This is a genomic window from Photobacterium iliopiscarium (assembly GCF_003026395.1).
GTDB classification, from domain to species: Bacteria; Pseudomonadota; Gammaproteobacteria; order Enterobacterales; family Vibrionaceae; genus Photobacterium; species Photobacterium iliopiscarium.
The window spans coordinates 226,404-244,153 of the sequence record NZ_PYOO01000002.1; the positions used below are offsets into that span (position 1 = coordinate 226,404).

General features: G+C 39.5%; 18 protein-coding genes. 3 read left to right on the forward strand and 15 right to left on the reverse strand.

All coding sequences use genetic code 11. The annotated features are described in order from the left end of the window. Position 1 precedes the first annotated feature (1 nt). The 15 genes from pal to bla form a co-directional block, all read right to left on the reverse strand. Complete coding sequence (gene pal / locus C9J51_RS04355) at positions 2-574, reverse strand: peptidoglycan-associated lipoprotein Pal (protein WP_045038875.1); 573 nt, start codon at positions 572-574, stop codon at positions 2-4. A gap of 65 nt (positions 575-639) precedes the next feature. Beyond that, the gene (gene tolB / locus C9J51_RS04360; protein ID WP_045038876.1) at positions 640-1,962 is read right to left on the reverse strand and encodes a Tol-Pal system beta propeller repeat protein TolB; all 1,323 of its coding nucleotides are present in this window, start codon (positions 1,960-1,962) and stop codon (positions 640-642) included. 83 nt (positions 1,963-2,045) lie between these two features. After that, positions 2,046-3,224, reverse strand: a complete 1,179-nt coding sequence (gene tolA / locus C9J51_RS04365; protein WP_107274879.1) for a cell envelope integrity protein TolA — start codon at positions 3,222-3,224, stop codon at positions 2,046-2,048. 3 nt (positions 3,225-3,227) lie between these two features. Then, positions 3,228-3,680 carry a protein TolR gene (tolR, locus tag C9J51_RS04370; RefSeq protein WP_045039309.1) on the reverse strand — a complete coding sequence of 151 codons (453 nt, stop codon included), beginning with the start codon at positions 3,678-3,680 and terminating at the stop codon, positions 3,228-3,230. Positions 3,681-3,686: 6 nt separating this feature from the next. Continuing rightward, positions 3,687-4,373, reverse strand: coding sequence for a protein TolQ (tolQ, locus tag C9J51_RS04375; protein WP_045037311.1), 687 nt, complete (start codon positions 4,371-4,373; stop codon positions 3,687-3,689). Then, a complete protein-coding gene (gene ybgC, locus C9J51_RS04380; RefSeq protein ID WP_045037310.1) occupies positions 4,374-4,778 on the reverse strand; it encodes a tol-pal system-associated acyl-CoA thioesterase in 405 nt (134 codons plus the stop codon). A gap of 274 nt (positions 4,779-5,052) precedes the next feature. Beyond that, complete coding sequence (gene ybgE / locus C9J51_RS04385) at positions 5,053-5,355, reverse strand: cyd operon protein YbgE (protein ID WP_045037309.1); 303 nt, start codon at positions 5,353-5,355, stop codon at positions 5,053-5,055. Beyond that, the gene (gene cydX, locus C9J51_RS04390) at positions 5,348-5,455 is read right to left on the reverse strand and encodes a cytochrome bd-I oxidase subunit CydX (RefSeq protein WP_036795409.1); all 108 of its coding nucleotides are present in this window, start codon (positions 5,453-5,455) and stop codon (positions 5,348-5,350) included. The genes ybgE and cydX overlap by 8 nt, the downstream gene beginning before the upstream one ends. Positions 5,456-5,469: 14 nt before the next feature. Then, a complete protein-coding gene (gene cydB / locus C9J51_RS04395) occupies positions 5,470-6,606 on the reverse strand; it encodes a cytochrome d ubiquinol oxidase subunit II (protein ID WP_045037308.1) in 1,137 nt (378 codons plus the stop codon). Positions 6,607-6,624: 18 nt separating this feature from the next. Beyond that, the gene (gene cydA, locus C9J51_RS04400; RefSeq protein ID WP_045039308.1) at positions 6,625-8,211 is read right to left on the reverse strand and encodes a cytochrome ubiquinol oxidase subunit I; all 1,587 of its coding nucleotides are present in this window, start codon (positions 8,209-8,211) and stop codon (positions 6,625-6,627) included. A 932-nt stretch (positions 8,212-9,143) separates the two neighbouring features. Beyond that, a complete protein-coding gene (gene ruvB / locus C9J51_RS04405; protein ID WP_045037306.1) occupies positions 9,144-10,160 on the reverse strand; it encodes a Holliday junction branch migration DNA helicase RuvB in 1,017 nt (338 codons plus the stop codon). 27 nt (positions 10,161-10,187) lie between these two features. Next, positions 10,188-10,811: a Holliday junction branch migration protein RuvA gene (gene ruvA, locus C9J51_RS04410; protein ID WP_045037305.1), complete on the reverse strand. Its 624-nt coding sequence runs from the start codon at positions 10,809-10,811 to the stop codon at positions 10,188-10,190. A gap of 147 nt (positions 10,812-10,958) precedes the next feature. Continuing rightward, positions 10,959-11,480 carry a crossover junction endodeoxyribonuclease RuvC gene (gene ruvC, locus C9J51_RS04415; protein WP_045037304.1) on the reverse strand — a complete coding sequence of 174 codons (522 nt, stop codon included), beginning with the start codon at positions 11,478-11,480 and terminating at the stop codon, positions 10,959-10,961. Positions 11,481-11,675: 195 nt separating this feature from the next. Then, positions 11,676-13,457, reverse strand: a complete 1,782-nt coding sequence (gene aspS, locus C9J51_RS04420; protein WP_045037303.1) for an aspartate--tRNA ligase — start codon at positions 13,455-13,457, stop codon at positions 11,676-11,678. A 516-nt stretch (positions 13,458-13,973) separates the two neighbouring features. After that, positions 13,974-14,837: a class A beta-lactamase gene (bla, locus tag C9J51_RS04425; RefSeq protein ID WP_045039307.1), complete on the reverse strand. Its 864-nt coding sequence runs from the start codon at positions 14,835-14,837 to the stop codon at positions 13,974-13,976. Positions 14,838-15,126: 289 nt separating this feature from the next. On the opposite strand from bla, the gene cmoA reads away from it, so the two are divergent. From cmoA to C9J51_RS04440, 3 genes are all read left to right on the forward strand, one after another. Then, on the forward strand, positions 15,127-15,855 hold the full coding sequence (gene cmoA / locus C9J51_RS04430; RefSeq protein WP_045037301.1) for a carboxy-S-adenosyl-L-methionine synthase CmoA: 729 nt from the start codon (positions 15,127-15,129) through the stop codon (positions 15,853-15,855). A 16-nt stretch (positions 15,856-15,871) separates the two neighbouring features. Then, positions 15,872-16,846: a tRNA 5-methoxyuridine(34)/uridine 5-oxyacetic acid(34) synthase CmoB gene (gene cmoB / locus C9J51_RS04435; RefSeq protein ID WP_107249638.1), complete on the forward strand. Its 975-nt coding sequence runs from the start codon at positions 15,872-15,874 to the stop codon at positions 16,844-16,846. Between the two features lie 85 nt (positions 16,847-16,931). Next, complete coding sequence (locus C9J51_RS04440) at positions 16,932-17,741, forward strand: ATP-dependent zinc protease family protein (protein WP_045039306.1); 810 nt, start codon at positions 16,932-16,934, stop codon at positions 17,739-17,741. Positions 17,742-17,750 lie beyond the last annotated feature (9 nt).

Sequence of the window (17,750 nt, forward strand, 5' to 3'; positions counted from 1 at the left end):
ATTAGTATACGATCACTGCACGACGATTTTTTGCATAATCAGCATCGGTGTGTCCAAACAATAGTGGTTTTTCTTCACCATAGCTGACAATCGACATTTGATTAGCTGATACGCCTAATGCTTGTAAATATTGAGAAACCGCAGTAGCTCGACGCTCACCTAACGCAATATTGTATTCAGGTGTGCCACGCTCATCTGCGTGTCCTTGTACAACAACTTTTGTATTAGGGTGATTACGTAAGTATTCAGCGTGTGCTTCTAGCATGTTTTGATATGCTGGTTGAATTTCAGCGTTATCAAATTTGAAGAATACTGTTTGCTCTTCTTGACGCAACTTTTGCATTTGTTGTTCATGCAACTGTTGTTCAGTCATCGCACCACTTTGAGAAAGCGATGTAGAAATAGAGGTTTGACCCGCACCATTAAGACCGCCAACACCACCACCGACCTCAACACTACCATTTTGGTTTTGAGAACCCGCGGATGTACCAGCGGTATCGGTTGAACTACATGCTGCCAATGTCATCATTGGTAACGCAATGGCTAAGCCTTTTAAGATTCTATTAAATTGCATCTATTTTAATCCTTCATCATTCAGTAATACCCATTATTTGGATATGCTATTGTTCTATAATCCTATTATAGGAATGGACCCCAAGCTGGTGCACGTACACGCTTACTTGTTGATGGTAAACGCGCCTGGAATCGACCGTCAATAGAGACTAAAGACAACTCATAACTATTATTTTGCGCTGAGCTATAAATAATCATACTGCCGTTGGGTGCAATACTTGGTGATTCGGCTAATCTTGCTTTTGTTAAAATCTGAACTGCACCACTTTTTAAATCTTGCTTAGCAATGTTATAACCGCTATCTGAACGATTCACCATCACTAAAAAACGACCATTAGGGGTAATTTGAGCACCCATATTTTGGCTGCCTTGCCATGTTACACGTTGAGCATTACCTGTCGCTAAATCAAGATGGTAAATTTGTGGACGACCGCCACGATCTGACGTGAAATACATTGATTTCCCATCTGGCGTCCAAACTTCTTCAGTATTATTAGATCGGCCATGGGTTATTTGACGTAATTGCTTTGTTTTAAGATCTTTAATATAAATCTGTAAACTACCCGTCTTTGATAACACCATCGCTAACTTTGTACCATCAGGCGAAAACTGAGGTGAACCATTATGGCGAGGGTAATTAGCAATTAATTCACGCGTACCTTTATAAATGTTCAGTATAAAAATTTCAGCTTTGCCATTTTCAAAGCTAACATAAGCTAACTTACTGCCATCAGGAGACCAAGCTGGCGACATCAATGGCTGCTTTGATTTTAAAACGACACGTTCGTTATAACCGTCATAATCGGCAACACGCAACTGGTACGGAAATTGTGTCCCTTGGTTATCATCGACATAAGCAATACGAGTTAAAAATGCACCACGTTCACCCGTCAGCTTTTGATAAACCATATCAGAAATTCGATGCGCATATTGACGCATACGATTAGGTTTTACAACGGCACGGTTATTTAACAGTAAATAATCACTCGCAGTACCTTGCGCATCACTATTTAGCTTGCCTTTAACAATATCAACCAGTTGATAATTAATAACATAATTACCTTCTGCGTTTTGAGTAATGCTCCCTGTTACAACAGCATCTACTCCTAATTTTGTCCATGCACCATAATTAATTTGGCTTTCATTATAAGGACGTTGCGGTAATTTGTTATTCGCTATTGGACTAAATTTACCACTACGTTGTAGATCAGAGGCAATAACAGCTGAAATATCAGTCGGTAATTTATTCTGACCTTGCCATTCAAAAGGGACAATCCCTATCGGACGGGCGGAATCAACACCATCTGTGATGACTAAATCAAGTGCAGCATGTGCAAATTGGCTAACGCTTAGTAAGGCAAAAAATACGCCTATCATCCAACGTTTCATCAATCGCTCCTTATAGTTACGAAAGCCGCAACAATCGTTGCGGCAAAAAATAAAGTAAGTATTCAACAAGTTCTATAGATAATCTACGGACTAACCGTTAAATTAATTTCCCGCAATTGTTTAACAACATCAGGATTATCTGGCATCGGGAATTCGCTCACCTGTAGTACTGCTGATTTAGCTGCACGACAAAGGGTATCATTACCGGCTAACTGTGAGACATTCAACACTAAGCCATTAGCTGATAAGCGTAGTGTTAACTTACATTCTTGACCTTTAAAGCTTTGATCAACTAATAAATGTTGCTGGATCATTTGCTTATAAATAGTGCCATAACGAGCAACTTCATCAGCAATATGCTGACCTTTCGCACCACTACGTTGTTCATTCTCAGCTTCTAATCCTGAAAACATATTATTGAGTGCTTCATCTTGCTTAGCTTGGGCGGCTTTAGCATCTGCCTTCGCTTTAGCGTCTGCCTTCGCTTTAGCGTCTGCCTTCACTTTAGCGTCTGCCTTCGCTTTAGCGTCTGCCTTCGCTTTAGCGTCAGCCTTCGCTTTAGCCTCTGCCTTCGCTTTAGCCTCTGCCTTCACTTTAGCGTCTGCTTTCGCTTTAGCGTCTGCCTTCACTTTAGCGTCTGCCTTCGCTTTAGCGCCTGCCTTCACTTTAGCCTCTGCTTTCGCTTTAGCCTCTGCCTTCACTTTAGCGTCTGCCTTCGCTTTAGCCTCTGCCTTCGCTTTAGCCTCTGCCTTCGCTTTAGCCTCTGCCTTCACTTTAGCCTCTGCCTTCACTTTAGCGTCTGCCTTCGCTTTAGCCTCTACTTTTGCTTCAGCCTCTGCCTTCACTTTAGCGTCTACCTTTGCTTGTGCATCTGCTTTGGCCTTAGCTTCTTCAGCTTGTTGCTGTTGCAATTGACGTTGTTTTTCTGCTTTTCGCGTTTCTTTTTCTGCCGTCAACTTATCTTCTTTTAACTGACGGATCCGCTCAGCATCAGCTTTACGTTGTGCTTCAAGCGCTGCTGTTTGTTGCTCTAAACGATCTTGACGTGCTTGTTCCGCAGCTTTTGCCGCTTGACGTTGTTGACGAATTTGTTGAGCTTGTTGATTCAACATTGCAGGATCAATCATTGTCGCTTGAATGGTATTTCCTACCGATTGTTTTTTATCGAAAGTAAAATCAGCGCCCCATAATAACAGCACAATAAATAACATATGTACGAATACAGAGATAATGACCGATGTTGAATAATTACTTTTTTTCATGCCTTATTTTCCAGGCTTATCGAGAGGATCAGTCATTAAACCTACAGACCCAACTCCAGCATGACTTAATGCATCTAAGGTTTCGACAATATTGGCATAAGGTGTACGTCCATCACCACCGACCATAACTAATGTTTTAGGATCACGCGCAAGTTCTGCTTTTACACGGGCAATCAATTCATCAAGGCTAAGGCCATGCGTCATATCATCATTATTAATACTAACCCCTAAATTGCCATCTTTATCAACTTCGACAATGATTGGAGGCGTATCGTTATCTTTATTTAGCTGCGCAATTGTTTCAGCTGTCTGTGTTTTAGGTAAATCAACATCAACCCCTTGGCTTACAAACGGTGCTGTAACCATGAAGATAATTAATAAAACCAACATTACATCAATATAAGGGACGACATTAATTTCTGCCGTCATTTTGCGTTTCTTCGGTTGATAAGCCATTGCTTATTACTCCTGATTCGCTGCAAATGCCTGACGGTGTAAAATACTTGAAAACTCTTCCATAAAAGTGGCGTAAGTATGTTCAAGTTTAGTCACTTTATTAGTAAGGCTATTGTAAAACATCACCGCAGGAATCGCAGCGAAAAGACCCATCGCGGTCGCAACCAATGCTTCAGCAATACCCGGTGCAACCATCGCTAATGTTGCTTGCTTTACAGCACCAAGTGCAATAAATGCCGTCATAATGCCCCATACGGTACCAAAAAGACCGATGTAAGGACTGATAGAACCAACAGTCGCAAGAAACGGTAAGTTAGTTTCTAGCTCATCAACTTCTTTTGATAATGAAACCCGCATAGCACGTCCAGTACCTTCCATTACCGCTTCAGGTACACTGCCATTACTACGATGTAAGCGTGCAAATTCTTTAAAACCTGAATAAAAGATGCGTTCAGATCCTGAAAGATCATCTTTACGTTGTTGAACTTCTTGATAAAGCTGTGAAAGATCAATGCCTGACCAGAATCTGTCTTCAAATTGAGTTGCGTTACGTTCAGCACTCTTTAAAACTTGTGAGCGTTTAATGATCATTGCCCAAGACGCAATCGACATCCCAAGTAAAATAAGCATAACCAGTTTTACTAACAAACTTGCTTGTAAAAAAAGGTCTAAAATGGTTAGTTCTGAGTTCACTTAATTTATCTCCGGCTTTAATTGTTCAGGTAACGCTATTGGCTTCATGATGGTTGGATTAACACAGGCAATTTTCACAACTGCGCGGCAAAATACCACATTATGGTCATTAACCAGTTCTTGGTTAAATTCTATTGATGCGCGACGTACATTTTGAATGGTTGTATTCACAATAAGTTGATCATCTAGCTTCGCACCACGAATAAAATCAATATTCATACTACGTACAACAAAACTCATATTATCCGCGAATAATTGTTGTTGGTTTAAGCCAATATAACGCAATAATTCGGTTCGAGCTCGCTCAAAAAACTTCAAGTAATTAGCGTGATATACCACCCCGCCTACATCAGTATCTTCATAATAAATGGTAATTGGCCATTTAAAAATATCTTGTTCTTTCATTTAGTATCCATAACCACCATGTCTACACGGTGCTAACAATCGCGCTTAATACTACTATACCCTAAGTCATCCACAGATAGTTACCGTGATACCAATAGATAAGAGCATTTAACTAAAAAATGAAATTTGTCAGTAGGTTCTGACAATCAAATAACAATTCTGTTCAGTTATCATGCATTAAAAACAGATGACTAATAGCCGCTATAATTGAGTTACATAAAAAAAGCCTGTTTCCATTACGGTAACAGGCTTTTTTATGACTACAGGTTAAACGTTATAAAAAGCGTAACCCGAGAATATACAGCAATATAGGCAGTGCGATATAAGGCGTAAAGAACACCTGAAAATACCACCGATGAGGAACAAAACCCATGCCAAATACCATTGCACTACAGGTTGCCCAAATCATCAACGGTGCTAGTCCTACACTAAATCCACCAATATCTTTGGCAAATTGTTGAGGCTCCCACATTAATAGCCCTGTAATAGTCAATGCCATTACAACGGCTAATAATTTAAGAGGCAGCACATTCAATGGTGCATGAAGTAGCTTAACCGCACGATCTATCTTACTCACTGTCTTTATCCATATTTTCAGTCGTTTCAAGCCATAGCGCATTGACAATACCGAATGAACAAGCCAGTAAAACACCTAGAATCCAAGCGAAATACCACATAGTTCGTCTACTCCTTAGTACAGTGAAGTCTTGTTGTCTTCGATATATTTAGTATCAAGACGACCAAACATTTTGTAGTAACACCATGAGGTGTATATCAAGATTACAGGTACCATAACAAATGCTACCACTGTCATAATATTCAACGTGTATTCAGATGATGTTGCATCCCAAATAGTCAAACTTACATTAGGATCTAAGCTTGAAGGCATAATGAATGGGAACGTTGCAAAACCAAATGTTAATACTACACCCGCAACCGTTAAGCTTGAGAACAAGAACGCAAAACCTGCACGTTCAGCACGTGAACATAACGCTGTTAGTAATGGCATCGCTACTGCAAGTATTGGTGCAATCCACAATACTGGGTAGTTATGGTAATTAATAAACAACGCACCCACTTGACGAACAACATCTTTCGTTAATGGATCTGAGGCTACATTTGGCAATACTTGCGATGTAATCACATAACCGTTAATACCTTGAGAGACAAAACCCGCAATAATAAATACAACGGCCATCAATATTGCTGAAATTGCAGCAACATTACGGGCACGAGTATGAATAGCATCGGTTGTTTTCATCTGTAGGAATGTTGCGCCTTGGGTAATAACCATTAATACGCTAACAACACCACAAAGTAATGCAAACGGATTCAATAAACCAAAGAATGAGCCAGTATACGTCGTCATCATAAATTCGTTTATTTCAAACGGTACACCTTGCATAAGGTTACCAAAAGCAACACCAAAAATAAGCGGTGGAACAAAGCTACCAACGAAGATTGCTTTATCCCATAAACCACGCCATTTTGGATCAGTTAGCTTAGAACGGTAATCAAAGCCTAACGGACGTAACCAAAGAGAAGCTAACGTCAAAATCATTGCTACATAAAAACCAGAGAATACCGTTGCGTAAACTAATGGCCATGCTGCAAATAATGCACCACCAGCGGTGATCAACCAAACTTGGTTACCATCCCAGTGTGGTGCAATTGAGTTAATCATTACACGACGTTCGCTATCTGTCTTACCAATGATTGGTGACAGCATACCTACGCCCATATCAAAACCATCGGTAACAGCAAAACCGATGCATAACACACCAATTAATACCCACCAAATGATTCGCAAGCTTTCATAATCAAACATTATTCTGTTTCTCCCTGCTTACACTTCAACCTGACGTGAAACCACATCTTGTGCTGTATCTTTTTGCTCGAAATGATAACGACCAGTCTTCAAGCTACTTGGACCTAAACGTGCAAACTTAAGCATCAAGTACACTTCAGCAATCAAGAACAACGCATAAAGTCCGAAAATTGCAGCTAGCGAGAACCATAATTGGGATGGTTCAAGATTTGATGCTGCCATATGTACTGGTAGAATTTCACCAACAGCCCACGGTTGACGGCCATACTCAGCAACAAACCAACCCGCTTCAATTGCAATCCACGGTAATGGAATACCAAACAATGCAGCTTTAAGTACCCACTTATTACCTGTGATTTTATGACGGCAAGACTGCACAAATGCTGCACCAATAATGGCAAACATTAGGAAACCTGCACCCACCATGATGCGGAAGCTAAAGAATAGCGGCCATACATGAGGGATAGAGTCATCAACGGCTTTTTGAATTTGCTCTGGTGTCGCATCAACAACTTTATCAGTATACGGTTTCAATAATAAACCGTAACCTAAGTCGCCTTTTACTTCATCAAAAGCGGCAACATTAGCAGGTGTTCTTTCGCCTGAACGTAATTTTTCAAGTAAACCGTATGCAACCATACCATTACGGATACGTACTGCATGTTGTTTCTTAAGATCACGAATACCTAATACTTGAGTATCAAGCGAACGTGTAGCGATAATACCCATTAAGTATGGGATCTTGATCGCGTACTCTGTTTCCATCGTATCTTGATTAGGGAAACCAAAAGCGGTAAATGCTGCTGGAGCAGGTTCGGTATGCCACTCAGCTTCAATTGCTGCTAATTTTGTTTTTTGGACATCACCTAGTTCATAACCAGATTCATCACCCAAAATCATTACTGAAACGATTGATGCAAGACCAAAAGCAGCAGCGATTGCAAATGAACGACGAGCAAAGGCAATATCACGCCCTCTTAGCATGTAGTATGAACTTACGCCAAGAATAAACATCGAACCACAAACATAACCAGATGCAACTGTGTGAACAAATTTAACCTGAGCAACAGGATTAAAGATAACTTCAGCGAAGCTCACCATTTCCATACGCATGGTTTCATAATTGAAATCCGCGCCTACAGGGTTTTGCATCCAGCCATTGGCAATTAAGATCCACAATGCAGAGAAGTTAGATGCTAATGCAACAAACCACGTCACTGTAAGGTGTTGACGTTTTGATAGACGATCCCAGCCAAAAAAGAACATACCGACTAAAGTGGATTCAAGGAAAAACGCCATCAGGGCTTCGATAGCCAAAGGCGCACCGAAGATATCACCAACATAATGGGAGTAATAAGCCCAGTTTGTACCAAACTGGAATTCCATGGATAGGCCAGTTGCCACACCCAGTGCAAAGTTAATCGCGAAAAGCTTACCCCAGAACTTTGTCATGTCCTTATAGATTTGCTTGCCTGTCATAACATAAACTGATTCCATGATGGCAAGTAAAAAAGCCATACCTAGAGTCAGGGGAACGAACAAAAAGTGATACATCGCAGTGAATGCGAACTGTAACCGCGATAGTTCGACGACATCAGTGAACATTGATAACTCCTTTTTTCACCAGGTGACTGGCGCAGTACTACACAGTGTACCGATTATTGGGCTTAGCCAATCGTAGATAACAAATCGCAATATTGGTGATATTCTTGATCGCATTTATCGATAAAATGATAATAACGCCATTTTATTGTTACAACTTTGTATCAAAAATATTGTGCTAGTGTTATTTATTCTACAGCTAATAAAGTCAAGGCTAATATTACAGATATCAGCAATAATCTTCAAAGTATTTATTAATAGTTTTGCTTTGATATTTATCAAATAAAATACCAGCATGAGATATCGTCGGCACCAAACATGATCTATATCAATAAATAATACGTTTTTTAACGTTGAATGGCAATTTACAATGTTTATATTTTAACTATTCTCTCTTAATACTGACACATTAGAATATAATCTATTTTTATTTATTCACAAAAAACAAGCAAAAAATCACATCCAACATGAACAATTAAATTTAAAAATCATTATTAAACAAAGGATTATATAATTCCATACGCGAATAATTGTATACCTAAAAAAGATTATACAATAGCAGTGATTTATAATAACAATCTGCCAAAAATGTAACATTTATAAATTAAAAACAATAAATAACAATACGTTATAAATTAATTTTTCGCCACATACCCATAAATATGGACTCATTGATCATTTTGTATTAAATAGATTTTAATTATGAGTAAATATTTTCAGAAAAACATCACCATTAAGACACAATATAAGCCAAGTTTAGATAATCACGCTCTATATTGATTTTGGTTTTTATAACAATTGTTAAATAGTAATCAATGCTATTTTCAATAACATTATTATTTATGATTATATTTTTATAGACTGCTATTAAAATCAATATATAAAAAAACGAGACTATAATTGTCTCGTTTTTTATTGTTCGACATTATTTATTGTTATTTTGTTTTTGGTATATCAAGCCCAAAATGCAAATAAGCACGTTGCGTTGCAATACGACCACGAGGCGTTCGCTGTAAAAAACCTTGTTGGATTAAATAAGGTTCAAGTACATCTTCAATGGTGTCTTTTTCTTCGCCTATTGCCGCCGCAAGGTTATCAAGTCCAACCGGACCCCCCATGAACTTATCAATAATCGCCATTAATAACTTACGGTCCATATAGTCAAAACCACTACTATCAACATCAAGCATATCTAATGCTTTATTCGCGATCTCAGGACAAATATGACCATCACTTTTCACTTCAGCATAATCACGTACACGGCGCAGTAATCGGTTAGCAATACGCGGAGTACCACGAGCACGCATTGCCATTTCCATCGCACCTCCCTCTTCAAGGGATAAACCAAGATAACTTGCACTACGAGAGACAATGTCTTTAAGATCGTCGACTTTGTAATATTCTAAACGCTGAGTTATGCCGAAACGATCACGCAGCGGTGATGTTAATGACCCTGCTCGCGTTGTTGCACCGATTAACGTAAAAGGCGGTAAATCAATTTTAATCGAACGCGCAGCAGGTCCTTCACCAATCATAATGTCTAATTGATAATCTTCCATTGCGGGATACAGTATTTCTTCAACCTGCGGACTTAAACGATGGATTTCATCAATAAATAGCACATCGTTTTCTTCAAGATTAGTTAATAATGCTGCCAAATCACCCGCTTTTTCAAGCACAGGTCCAGACGTAGTACGAATACTTACCCCCATTTCATTGGCAACAATATTCGCTAATGTCGTTTTACCTAACCCTGGAGGGCCAAAAATCAAGAGATGATCTAAGGCTTCATTACGCAATCTTGCCGCTTGAATAAAGATTTCCATTTGGTCACGAACGTGATCTTGACCTTGATAATCGTTGAGTAACTTTGGACGTATAGCGCGATCAATAATCTCATCTTCGCGAGGTGTCTCAAAATTACTAGAAACCAGTCTATCGGCTTCAATCATAATAAATACCTATTACAGAATGTGTGATCACACCATTGAACGTAATGCGTCACGGATCATCGCTTCACTGGTCATGTCTGGTTTCGCAACTTGCGCGACAACTTTAGCCGCCACTTGTGGTTTATAGCCTAAAGCAACAAGTGCGCTAACAGCTTCATCTTCAGCACGAGCTTGATTTGCGGGGTATTGAATCTCAGCATTAGATGCAGCAGTGTCGAGTGCAACGGTAAATAAATCACCTTCACCCCAGCCTTTAAGACGATCTTTCATCTCAACCACTAATCGTTCTGCGGTTTTCTTACCCACACCAGGAATTTTAACAAGCGTAGTAACATCTTCTAATTCTACGCTACGGACAAATTGGCTTGCGGTCATTGCTGATAAAATTGCTAGTCCTAATTTAGGTCCGACGCCATTTGCTTTAATGACTTCACGGAATAATTCACGCTCACTTTTTTTATTAAAGCCATACAATAATTGGGCATCTTCACGCACGACAAAATGAGTAAATATAATAGCTTCTTGGCCTAGCTCAGGTAACTCATAGAAACAGCTCATTGGCATAGCAACTTCATAACCAATGCCGCCCACTTCAAGGAGTACTTCTGGTGGCTGTTTTTCAATCACAATTCCGCGTAGTCGGCCAATCACAACATCATCTCTATAATAGGAAGTAAACTGGCACTAGAATAGTAAACTACTGGATCAATATCCAGCCCTTTATGCGTATCACCTTCAATAAAAAAAGCAGCCATCGCTGCTTTTATATAATAACAATAAGGCTTATTACGCGATAAATTAACGGTAACGACCACGACGAACACTGGTCGCTTTACCCGCCATCGCCATTAAGGTTTTATTTGTATGTGCATGACAAATAGCAATCGCTAAGGCATCGGCAGCATCGGCTTGTGGTTTTCCTTCCAGCTTTAAGACTGAACACACCATATGTTGTACTTGCACTTTATCAGCACCACCATTACCGACTACGGCTTGTTTTATTAGTCGTGCAGCATATTCACTCACAGGTAAGTCCGCATTCACCGCAGCGACAATAGCACAACCACGAGCTTGTCCAAGCTTAATCGCAGAACTGGCATTTTTGCCCATAAACACTTCTTCAATCGCAAAACAGTCGGGTTGAAATTGAGTAATAACCTCAGAAACCCCTGCATAAATCTGTTTTAATCGACCAGGAATATCAGGGCATGATGTACGAATACACCCACTGCCTAAATATTCTAGTTTACGACCAACTTGTCGAATAACCCCGTATCCCGTAATACGCGAACCCGGGTCAATACCTAAAATGATAGACATGAATCCAATATTACCACTTGGTTAATATATCAATTTTCTGTTACGGCGAATTATATTCTAACCACTTTCAACATCGACATTGATATAAACATAAAAATAAGCCGACCACTTATTGCTAAGGGTCGGCCCGTTATTAACTATCGTTAATAGAGATTAATAATAGTTAAGTTAATCAAATTCAGTAAGTTAACTCACTTATTCTTGATCTATTTTCTTCTTTGCAATCTTAACGGCAATTGAAAGTTCTTCCAATGACGCAGGGTTTGCTAAGCTTGGCGCATCTGTCAATAGACATGCCGCAGCGGTTGTTTTAGGGAATGCAATAACATCACGAATGTTATCAGTACCACAAAGTAGCATTACCAAACGGTCAAGACCAAATGCAAGGCCTGCGTGTGGTGGTGTACCAAACTTCAATGCATCAAGTAGGAAGCCAAACTTCAAACGTTGCTCTTCAGTCGAGATACCTAAAATATCAAACACTGTTGATTGCATTTCAGAATTATGAATACGTACAGAACCGCCGCCTACTTCATAGCCATTAATAACCATATCGTACGCATTTGATAGCGCATCAGCAGGGTTAGCAGCTAACTCTTCTGGTGTTAGGTTTAATGGTGAAGTAAATGGGTGGTGCATTGCAGACAATGAACCATCTTCGTTTTCTTCAAACATTGGGAAATCAACAACCCAAAGTGGTTTCCAAGCTGACTTATCCGTTAGCTCAAGATCTTCACCAACTTTAAGACGTAATGCACCCATAGCTTCAGTTACAACACGCTTACTATCAGCACCAAAGAAAATGATATCACCCGATTCAGCTTGAGTACGCTCAAGTAAAGTCGTCACAATTTCTTCGTTTAAGAACTTAGCCACTGGAGATTGAACGCCTTCAATGCCAGCAGCACGATCGTTCACTTTCATCCATGCTAAGCCTTTAGCACCATAAATGCCTACAAACTTAGTGTATTCATCAATTTGCTTACGGCTTAGTGATGCGCCACCCGGAACACGGATAACAGCAACGCGACCTTTTGGATCATTTGCAGGTGCAGAGAATACTTGGAACTCAACATCTTTAAGGATATCCGCAACATCCACTAACTCTAATGGGTTACGTAAATCGGGCTTATCAGAACCGAAACGACGAGCTGCTTCTTGGAATGACATTACAGGGAATGTGCCTAGATCTACATTAAGTAGTTCTTGCCACATTTCAGTGATCATTTTTTCAGTCACTGCACGTACTTGGTCAGCTGACATGAATGATGTTTCGATATCGATTTGAGTAAATTCAGGCTGACGATCAGCACGTAAATCTTCATCACGGAAACATTTAACAATTTGGTAGTAACGGTCAAAACCAGACATCATCAACAATTGCTTAAACAGCTGTGGTGATTGTGGTAATGCGTAGAATTTACCTTTATGTACACGACTTGGTACTAAGTAATCACGTGCACCTTCTGGTGTCGCTTTTGTTAGTACTGGTGTTTCAATGTCTAAGAATGCATTGTCATCAAGGAAACGACGAACAAAGCTTGATGCTTTCGCACGTAGCTTGATACGATCACTCATTTCTGGACGACGAAGATCTAAATAACGGTATTTTAGACGTTGCTCTTCTGAGTTCTTTTGGTTGAAATCAAGTGGTAACGCTTCTGAACGGTTGATGATCTCAAGGCCAGTTGCAAAAATCTCAACTTCACCAGTCGCCATGTCTTTATTACATTGGCTTTCAGGACGCTCACGTACTTCACCGCTTAAACGGATACAAAATTCGTTACGTAATTGGTTTGCTAGCGTGAAGATCTCTGTCATATCAGGATCAATAACAACTTGAACCACACCTTCGCGATCACGCATATCAATAAAGATAAGACCGCCCAAATCACGACGACGGTTAACCCAACCGCATAAATCTACTGTTTGTCCTGCAAGGGACTTATTTAGGTGTCCACAATAATGGGTGCGCATAAGAAATTCCCAATCTATATATTTAGCATGCTTGTACTGGTATCACCGCTCATGGCTAACACCAGTACAACTGGTTCAATCTCGACCGCTTGCTGTCTAATTTACGCATAAAATTGGATAGCAAGCAGGCCAAGAGGAAAAATAACACGTTATTATACCCAAACAGCCCCAGTTTGCGAAGTTAACCGCACGTTTATTCTCATGTTCTACAACCAATCAAAAATGGAATCGTAATTAATTCTTTTTCAGTCATGGTTATTTAGGCTTTCACAATAAGTAACGAGAAAACCTTGAAGTCTTATATTAATCGCTTGAACTTTAGGAGATATCAGCCTCAGACAGAGAACGACCACTTCGCATTGACCTTACACAATGATCGCATAATCACTGATCGCATAATCACTGATCTCATCATCTTTATAATAAAGGCTGTAACGTGGTAAGCGTATTGCACATTATACTGCTCGGTTTGCAACAACCAATTACACGACGATCACTATTATCTAATGACAGTGATTATTTTTGAGCAACGATATGATATTGATGAAAAATCTTTTCACTGATAGCTACCATTACTTTGTTAAGCTCAGGCAGTGTTTTAAGTTTTGAATTGGCAATAAAGATACCAATAAACACTGGTTGATGATCTTTATTCCACACCATGGCGGTTAACGTGCGAGATCCATTGACGCCACCGCCACTGCGATCCGCAATTTTCCATCCTTGAGGAAGCACGGCACGCGCTAACCCATCAGAGACCATATTATTCGTCATCCATAATTGTAATTGCGCTTTATTCTCAGCATTAAGCACATTCCCAATTAATAATTTTTTGACGGTATTCATCATTGCGATAGGCGTTGTCGTGTCATTTTTCGCCCCTTTTTCAACATAATTTAACTTAGGCTCAAAATGATCAAGTCGCGTGCTGTTATCACCGATGGTACGTAAAAAAGCGGTCAAGCCTTGTGGACCACCGATCTTCTCTAACGCTAAATTAGCCGCATAATTATCACTCATTAACATTGCAGCGCCACACACACTTTGCAATGACATTTTACCGCCAACAAAATTTTGCGTAATCGGATTCCAATTAATTAATCCCGCTTTAGTCACATCAATCTTATCCGTTAACTTTAATGCCTTATGTTGCACGTCATATAACACATTGGCGCAGGCTAATGTTTTAAATACACTCATCATTGGGAAACGCTCAGAACCATTAAAATTCCATTGCGTGTTATTCTGAGTATCGATAACAGCAACACCAATTTGCCCTTGAATCTGCTGTTCTGTATCACGTAAATACTGACCAATATCAGTGGCAGATGCCGTATAGGAAAACAATGCGAATAAACTTAACACCCAATATTTTTTCATTTCCAAATCCATTAATATAATAAAAACCGATAAATTTTAGGGTGAAAATTTGTTAGTAACAACATCTTATTTGTAACTAATCATCGTGTTTTTTAATAAACATCAAAATAAACCATCAACACGATTAGGCCGCACTAATCCAACATTATTAAAGACAAATGATGCTATTTTCTCTACAATACGCGACCTTTCAAAGGTGATGGATCACCTGATAGTCATGCTTTAACGCAAGTAACTATCGTAGTCCCTGTAGGATACCTGTTCTTTATATATGATGAGGTTCGTGAGAATGGCAAGCCACGATAATATTTTTTCTACGCCAATTGCAAAACTGGGTGATTTTACGTTTGATGAACGTGTCGCTGAAGTTTTCCCAGACATGATTCAACGTTCAGTACCCGGTTATAGTAATATCATTTCGGCTATTGGCATGCTCGCTGAACGTTTTGCTAAGCCGCATTCTAAAGTATACGATCTTGGTTGTTCACTCGGTGCTGCCACTTTATCGATGCGTCGTCATATTGATCAGGAAGGGTGTGAGATTATCGCGATTGATAATTCAGCAGCAATGGTTGAACGTTGCCGTTTATTAGTTAACGCCTACCGTTCAGAAACACCCGTACAAGTCATTGAAGCGGATATTCGTCATGTTGATATCCAAGATGCCTCAGTCGTTGTGCTTAATTTTACGCTGCAATTTCTTTCTCCCGATGATCGCTTAGCATTATTAGAAAAAATATATGCAGGTTTACGTCCTGGCGGCATATTGATCTTATCGGAAAAATATATTTTTGAAGATGAACGTGCGAATGAATTGCTGATCGATCTTCATCTCGATTTTAAACGAGCCAATGGTTATAGCGAATTAGAAATTAGTCAAAAGCGTAGCGCAATTGAAAATGTAATGCGTCCCGACAGTGTTGAAACTCATAAACAACGTTTCAATGAAATTGGTTTTTCTAGCTCTGAAGTGTGGTTCCAATGCTTCAATTTTGGCTCAATGTTTGCGATTAAATAAGGTTTATAGTTCCAATATGTTTAGTTTTTCTGCTTTTTATCAGCTTCTCGCTCAACATGAGACTTTACGTCCATGGTTAAATACTTTGCCGCAACAATTAAGTGATTGGGAGCAGCAAGAGCATGGCGATATGGCACGTTGGGTACGTGCTCTACAAAAATTCCCTACCGATAAGCCTGATATTATTGATCTCAAAAATGCAGTCAGTGTACGTAATGAAGTACCGATTGCTGACGGTGAAAAAAAACGTTTAGAGAGTCTTTTACGTCTACTTCACCCATGGCGTAAAGGTCCATTCACGATGCACGATATTCATATCGACACCGAATGGCGCTCAGACTGGAAATGGGATCGTGTTTTACCGCATATCACACCACTAAAAGGTCGCAGTGTATTAGATGTTGGTTGTGGCAATGGTTATCACATGTGGCGCATGCTGGGTGAAGGGGCAAAATTAACCGTCGGTATCGACCCATCAAGCTTATTCTTGATCCAATTTGAAGCGATTAAACGCTTAATGGGACAAGACGATCGCGCCTATTTATTACCGTTAGGCATTGAACAATTACCCGAACTAAAAGCGTTTGATACCGTATTTAGTATGGGAGTGTTGTATCACCGCCGCTCACCATTAGATCATATTCTGCAATTAAAAAACCAATTACGTGCCGGTGGCGAAGTCATTTTAGAAACTCTGGTCATTGATGGCGATGAAAATACGGTCCTTGTACCAACACATCGTTATGCACAAATGCATAATGTGTACTTTTTCCCATCAGCAAAAGCATTAAAAGTGTGGATGGAAAAATGTGGGCTTGTTGATGTCCGTATTGTTGATGAGAATATCACTACCACAGACGAACAAAGATCAACCAATTGGATGACAAATAATTCCTTACCAGAATATCTAAATCAAGATGATAGTTCAAAAACTATCGAAGGTTATCCAGCGCCAAGACGCGCAATCTTAGTCGGTAGGAATCCTGACTAACGACTGACAAAAGGGATGCTGTACGCATCCCTTTTTTGATGTAAACTAATGTTGTTATTATATAAAACAGACGCACATAGGAGATATGATGCTTCGTCTTAGCGTATCAGTAATTGCACTAGCGATTCTTTCTGGATGTACCTCAAACGCAACGCTAGAAAAAAACCACCAACAAACTTTAGCCGCTATCAATAATGTTTCTACGCACGTTGATACTAAAATCAATGACGTTTCTACACATGTTGAAAAACAGCAACAATATATTGGCCAACTTGAAAGAAAATTAGCATCTATCTCAAAAGATATAAAATTTCTTAAGCATAAGAGCCTAACTCAGCCTAAAGTCATTGTTGAAAAACAAATTATTCGAATTCCGGTTGAGCAACCTATTACTGATTCTAAAACGGCTAACGGTAAAGTCATTTTAGGACAGGAAGAATGGGTATGGATTGATTCAGTTAAAAGCCACTTTAAAGCCCGTGTCGATACAGGTGCGACTACATCATCACTGAATGCCGTTGATGTACAAACATTTGAACGCGATGGCAAAGAATGGGTACGTTTTAATTTAAGTCATGATTCTGCAATCGACACCCCTGCCGAAATTACAGTAAATAACAAAGCAAAACCAGAAACCATTGAAGCACCAATTTACCGTTGGGTACGTATTCGTCAATCAACCACTGAAGAAGCTGTTCGTCGTCCAGTGATCGAAGCATGGATTACATTAGGTTCTTTGCACGAAAAAACACAGTTTACACTCGCAGATAGAACAAAAATGGACTTCCCTGTTTTACTTGGGCGTGAATTCTTTAAAGATATTGCGTTGGTTGATGTAGGTAAACAATTTGTACAAGGAAAGACTGAGCCAAAACCAGTCCAAGTAAACAAATAAATCAAGAGG

Coding starts and splice junctions, on each gene's coding strand:
- ybgC (WP_045037310.1), bottom strand. CDS start 4,778: ATGAAAGAACAAGATATTTTTAAATGGCCAATTACCATTTATTATGAA.
- C9J51_RS04440 (WP_045039306.1), top strand. CDS start 16,932: ATGATGCTTCGTCTTAGCGTATCAGTAATTGCACTAGCGATTCTTTCT.
- cmoA (WP_045037301.1), top strand. CDS start 15,127: ATGGCAAGCCACGATAATATTTTTTCTACGCCAATTGCAAAACTGGGT.
- bla (WP_045039307.1), bottom strand. CDS start 14,837: ATGAAAAAATATTGGGTGTTAAGTTTATTCGCATTGTTTTCCTATACG.
- tolR (WP_045039309.1), bottom strand. CDS start 3,680: ATGGCTTATCAACCGAAGAAACGCAAAATGACGGCAGAAATTAATGTC.
- cydB (WP_045037308.1), bottom strand. CDS start 6,606: ATGTTTGATTATGAAAGCTTGCGAATCATTTGGTGGGTATTAATTGGT.
- ruvC (WP_045037304.1), bottom strand. CDS start 11,480: ATGTCTATCATTTTAGGTATTGACCCGGGTTCGCGTATTACGGGATAC.
- tolA (WP_107274879.1), bottom strand. CDS start 3,224: ATGAAAAAAAGTAATTATTCAACATCGGTCATTATCTCTGTATTCGTA.
- aspS (WP_045037303.1), bottom strand. CDS start 13,457: ATGCGCACCCATTATTGTGGACACCTAAATAAGTCCCTTGCAGGACAA.
- cydX (WP_036795409.1), bottom strand. CDS start 5,455: ATGTGGTATTTCGCTTGGATTCTAGGTGTTTTACTGGCTTGTTCATTC.
- ruvB (WP_045037306.1), bottom strand. CDS start 10,160: ATGATTGAAGCCGATAGACTGGTTTCTAGTAATTTTGAGACACCTCGC.
- tolB (WP_045038876.1), bottom strand. CDS start 1,962: ATGAAACGTTGGATGATAGGCGTATTTTTTGCCTTACTAAGCGTTAGC.
- cydA (WP_045039308.1), bottom strand. CDS start 8,211: ATGTTCACTGATGTCGTCGAACTATCGCGGTTACAGTTCGCATTCACT.
- cmoB (WP_107249638.1), top strand. CDS start 15,872: ATGTTTAGTTTTTCTGCTTTTTATCAGCTTCTCGCTCAACATGAGACT.
- pal (WP_045038875.1), bottom strand. CDS start 574: ATGCAATTTAATAGAATCTTAAAAGGCTTAGCCATTGCGTTACCAATG.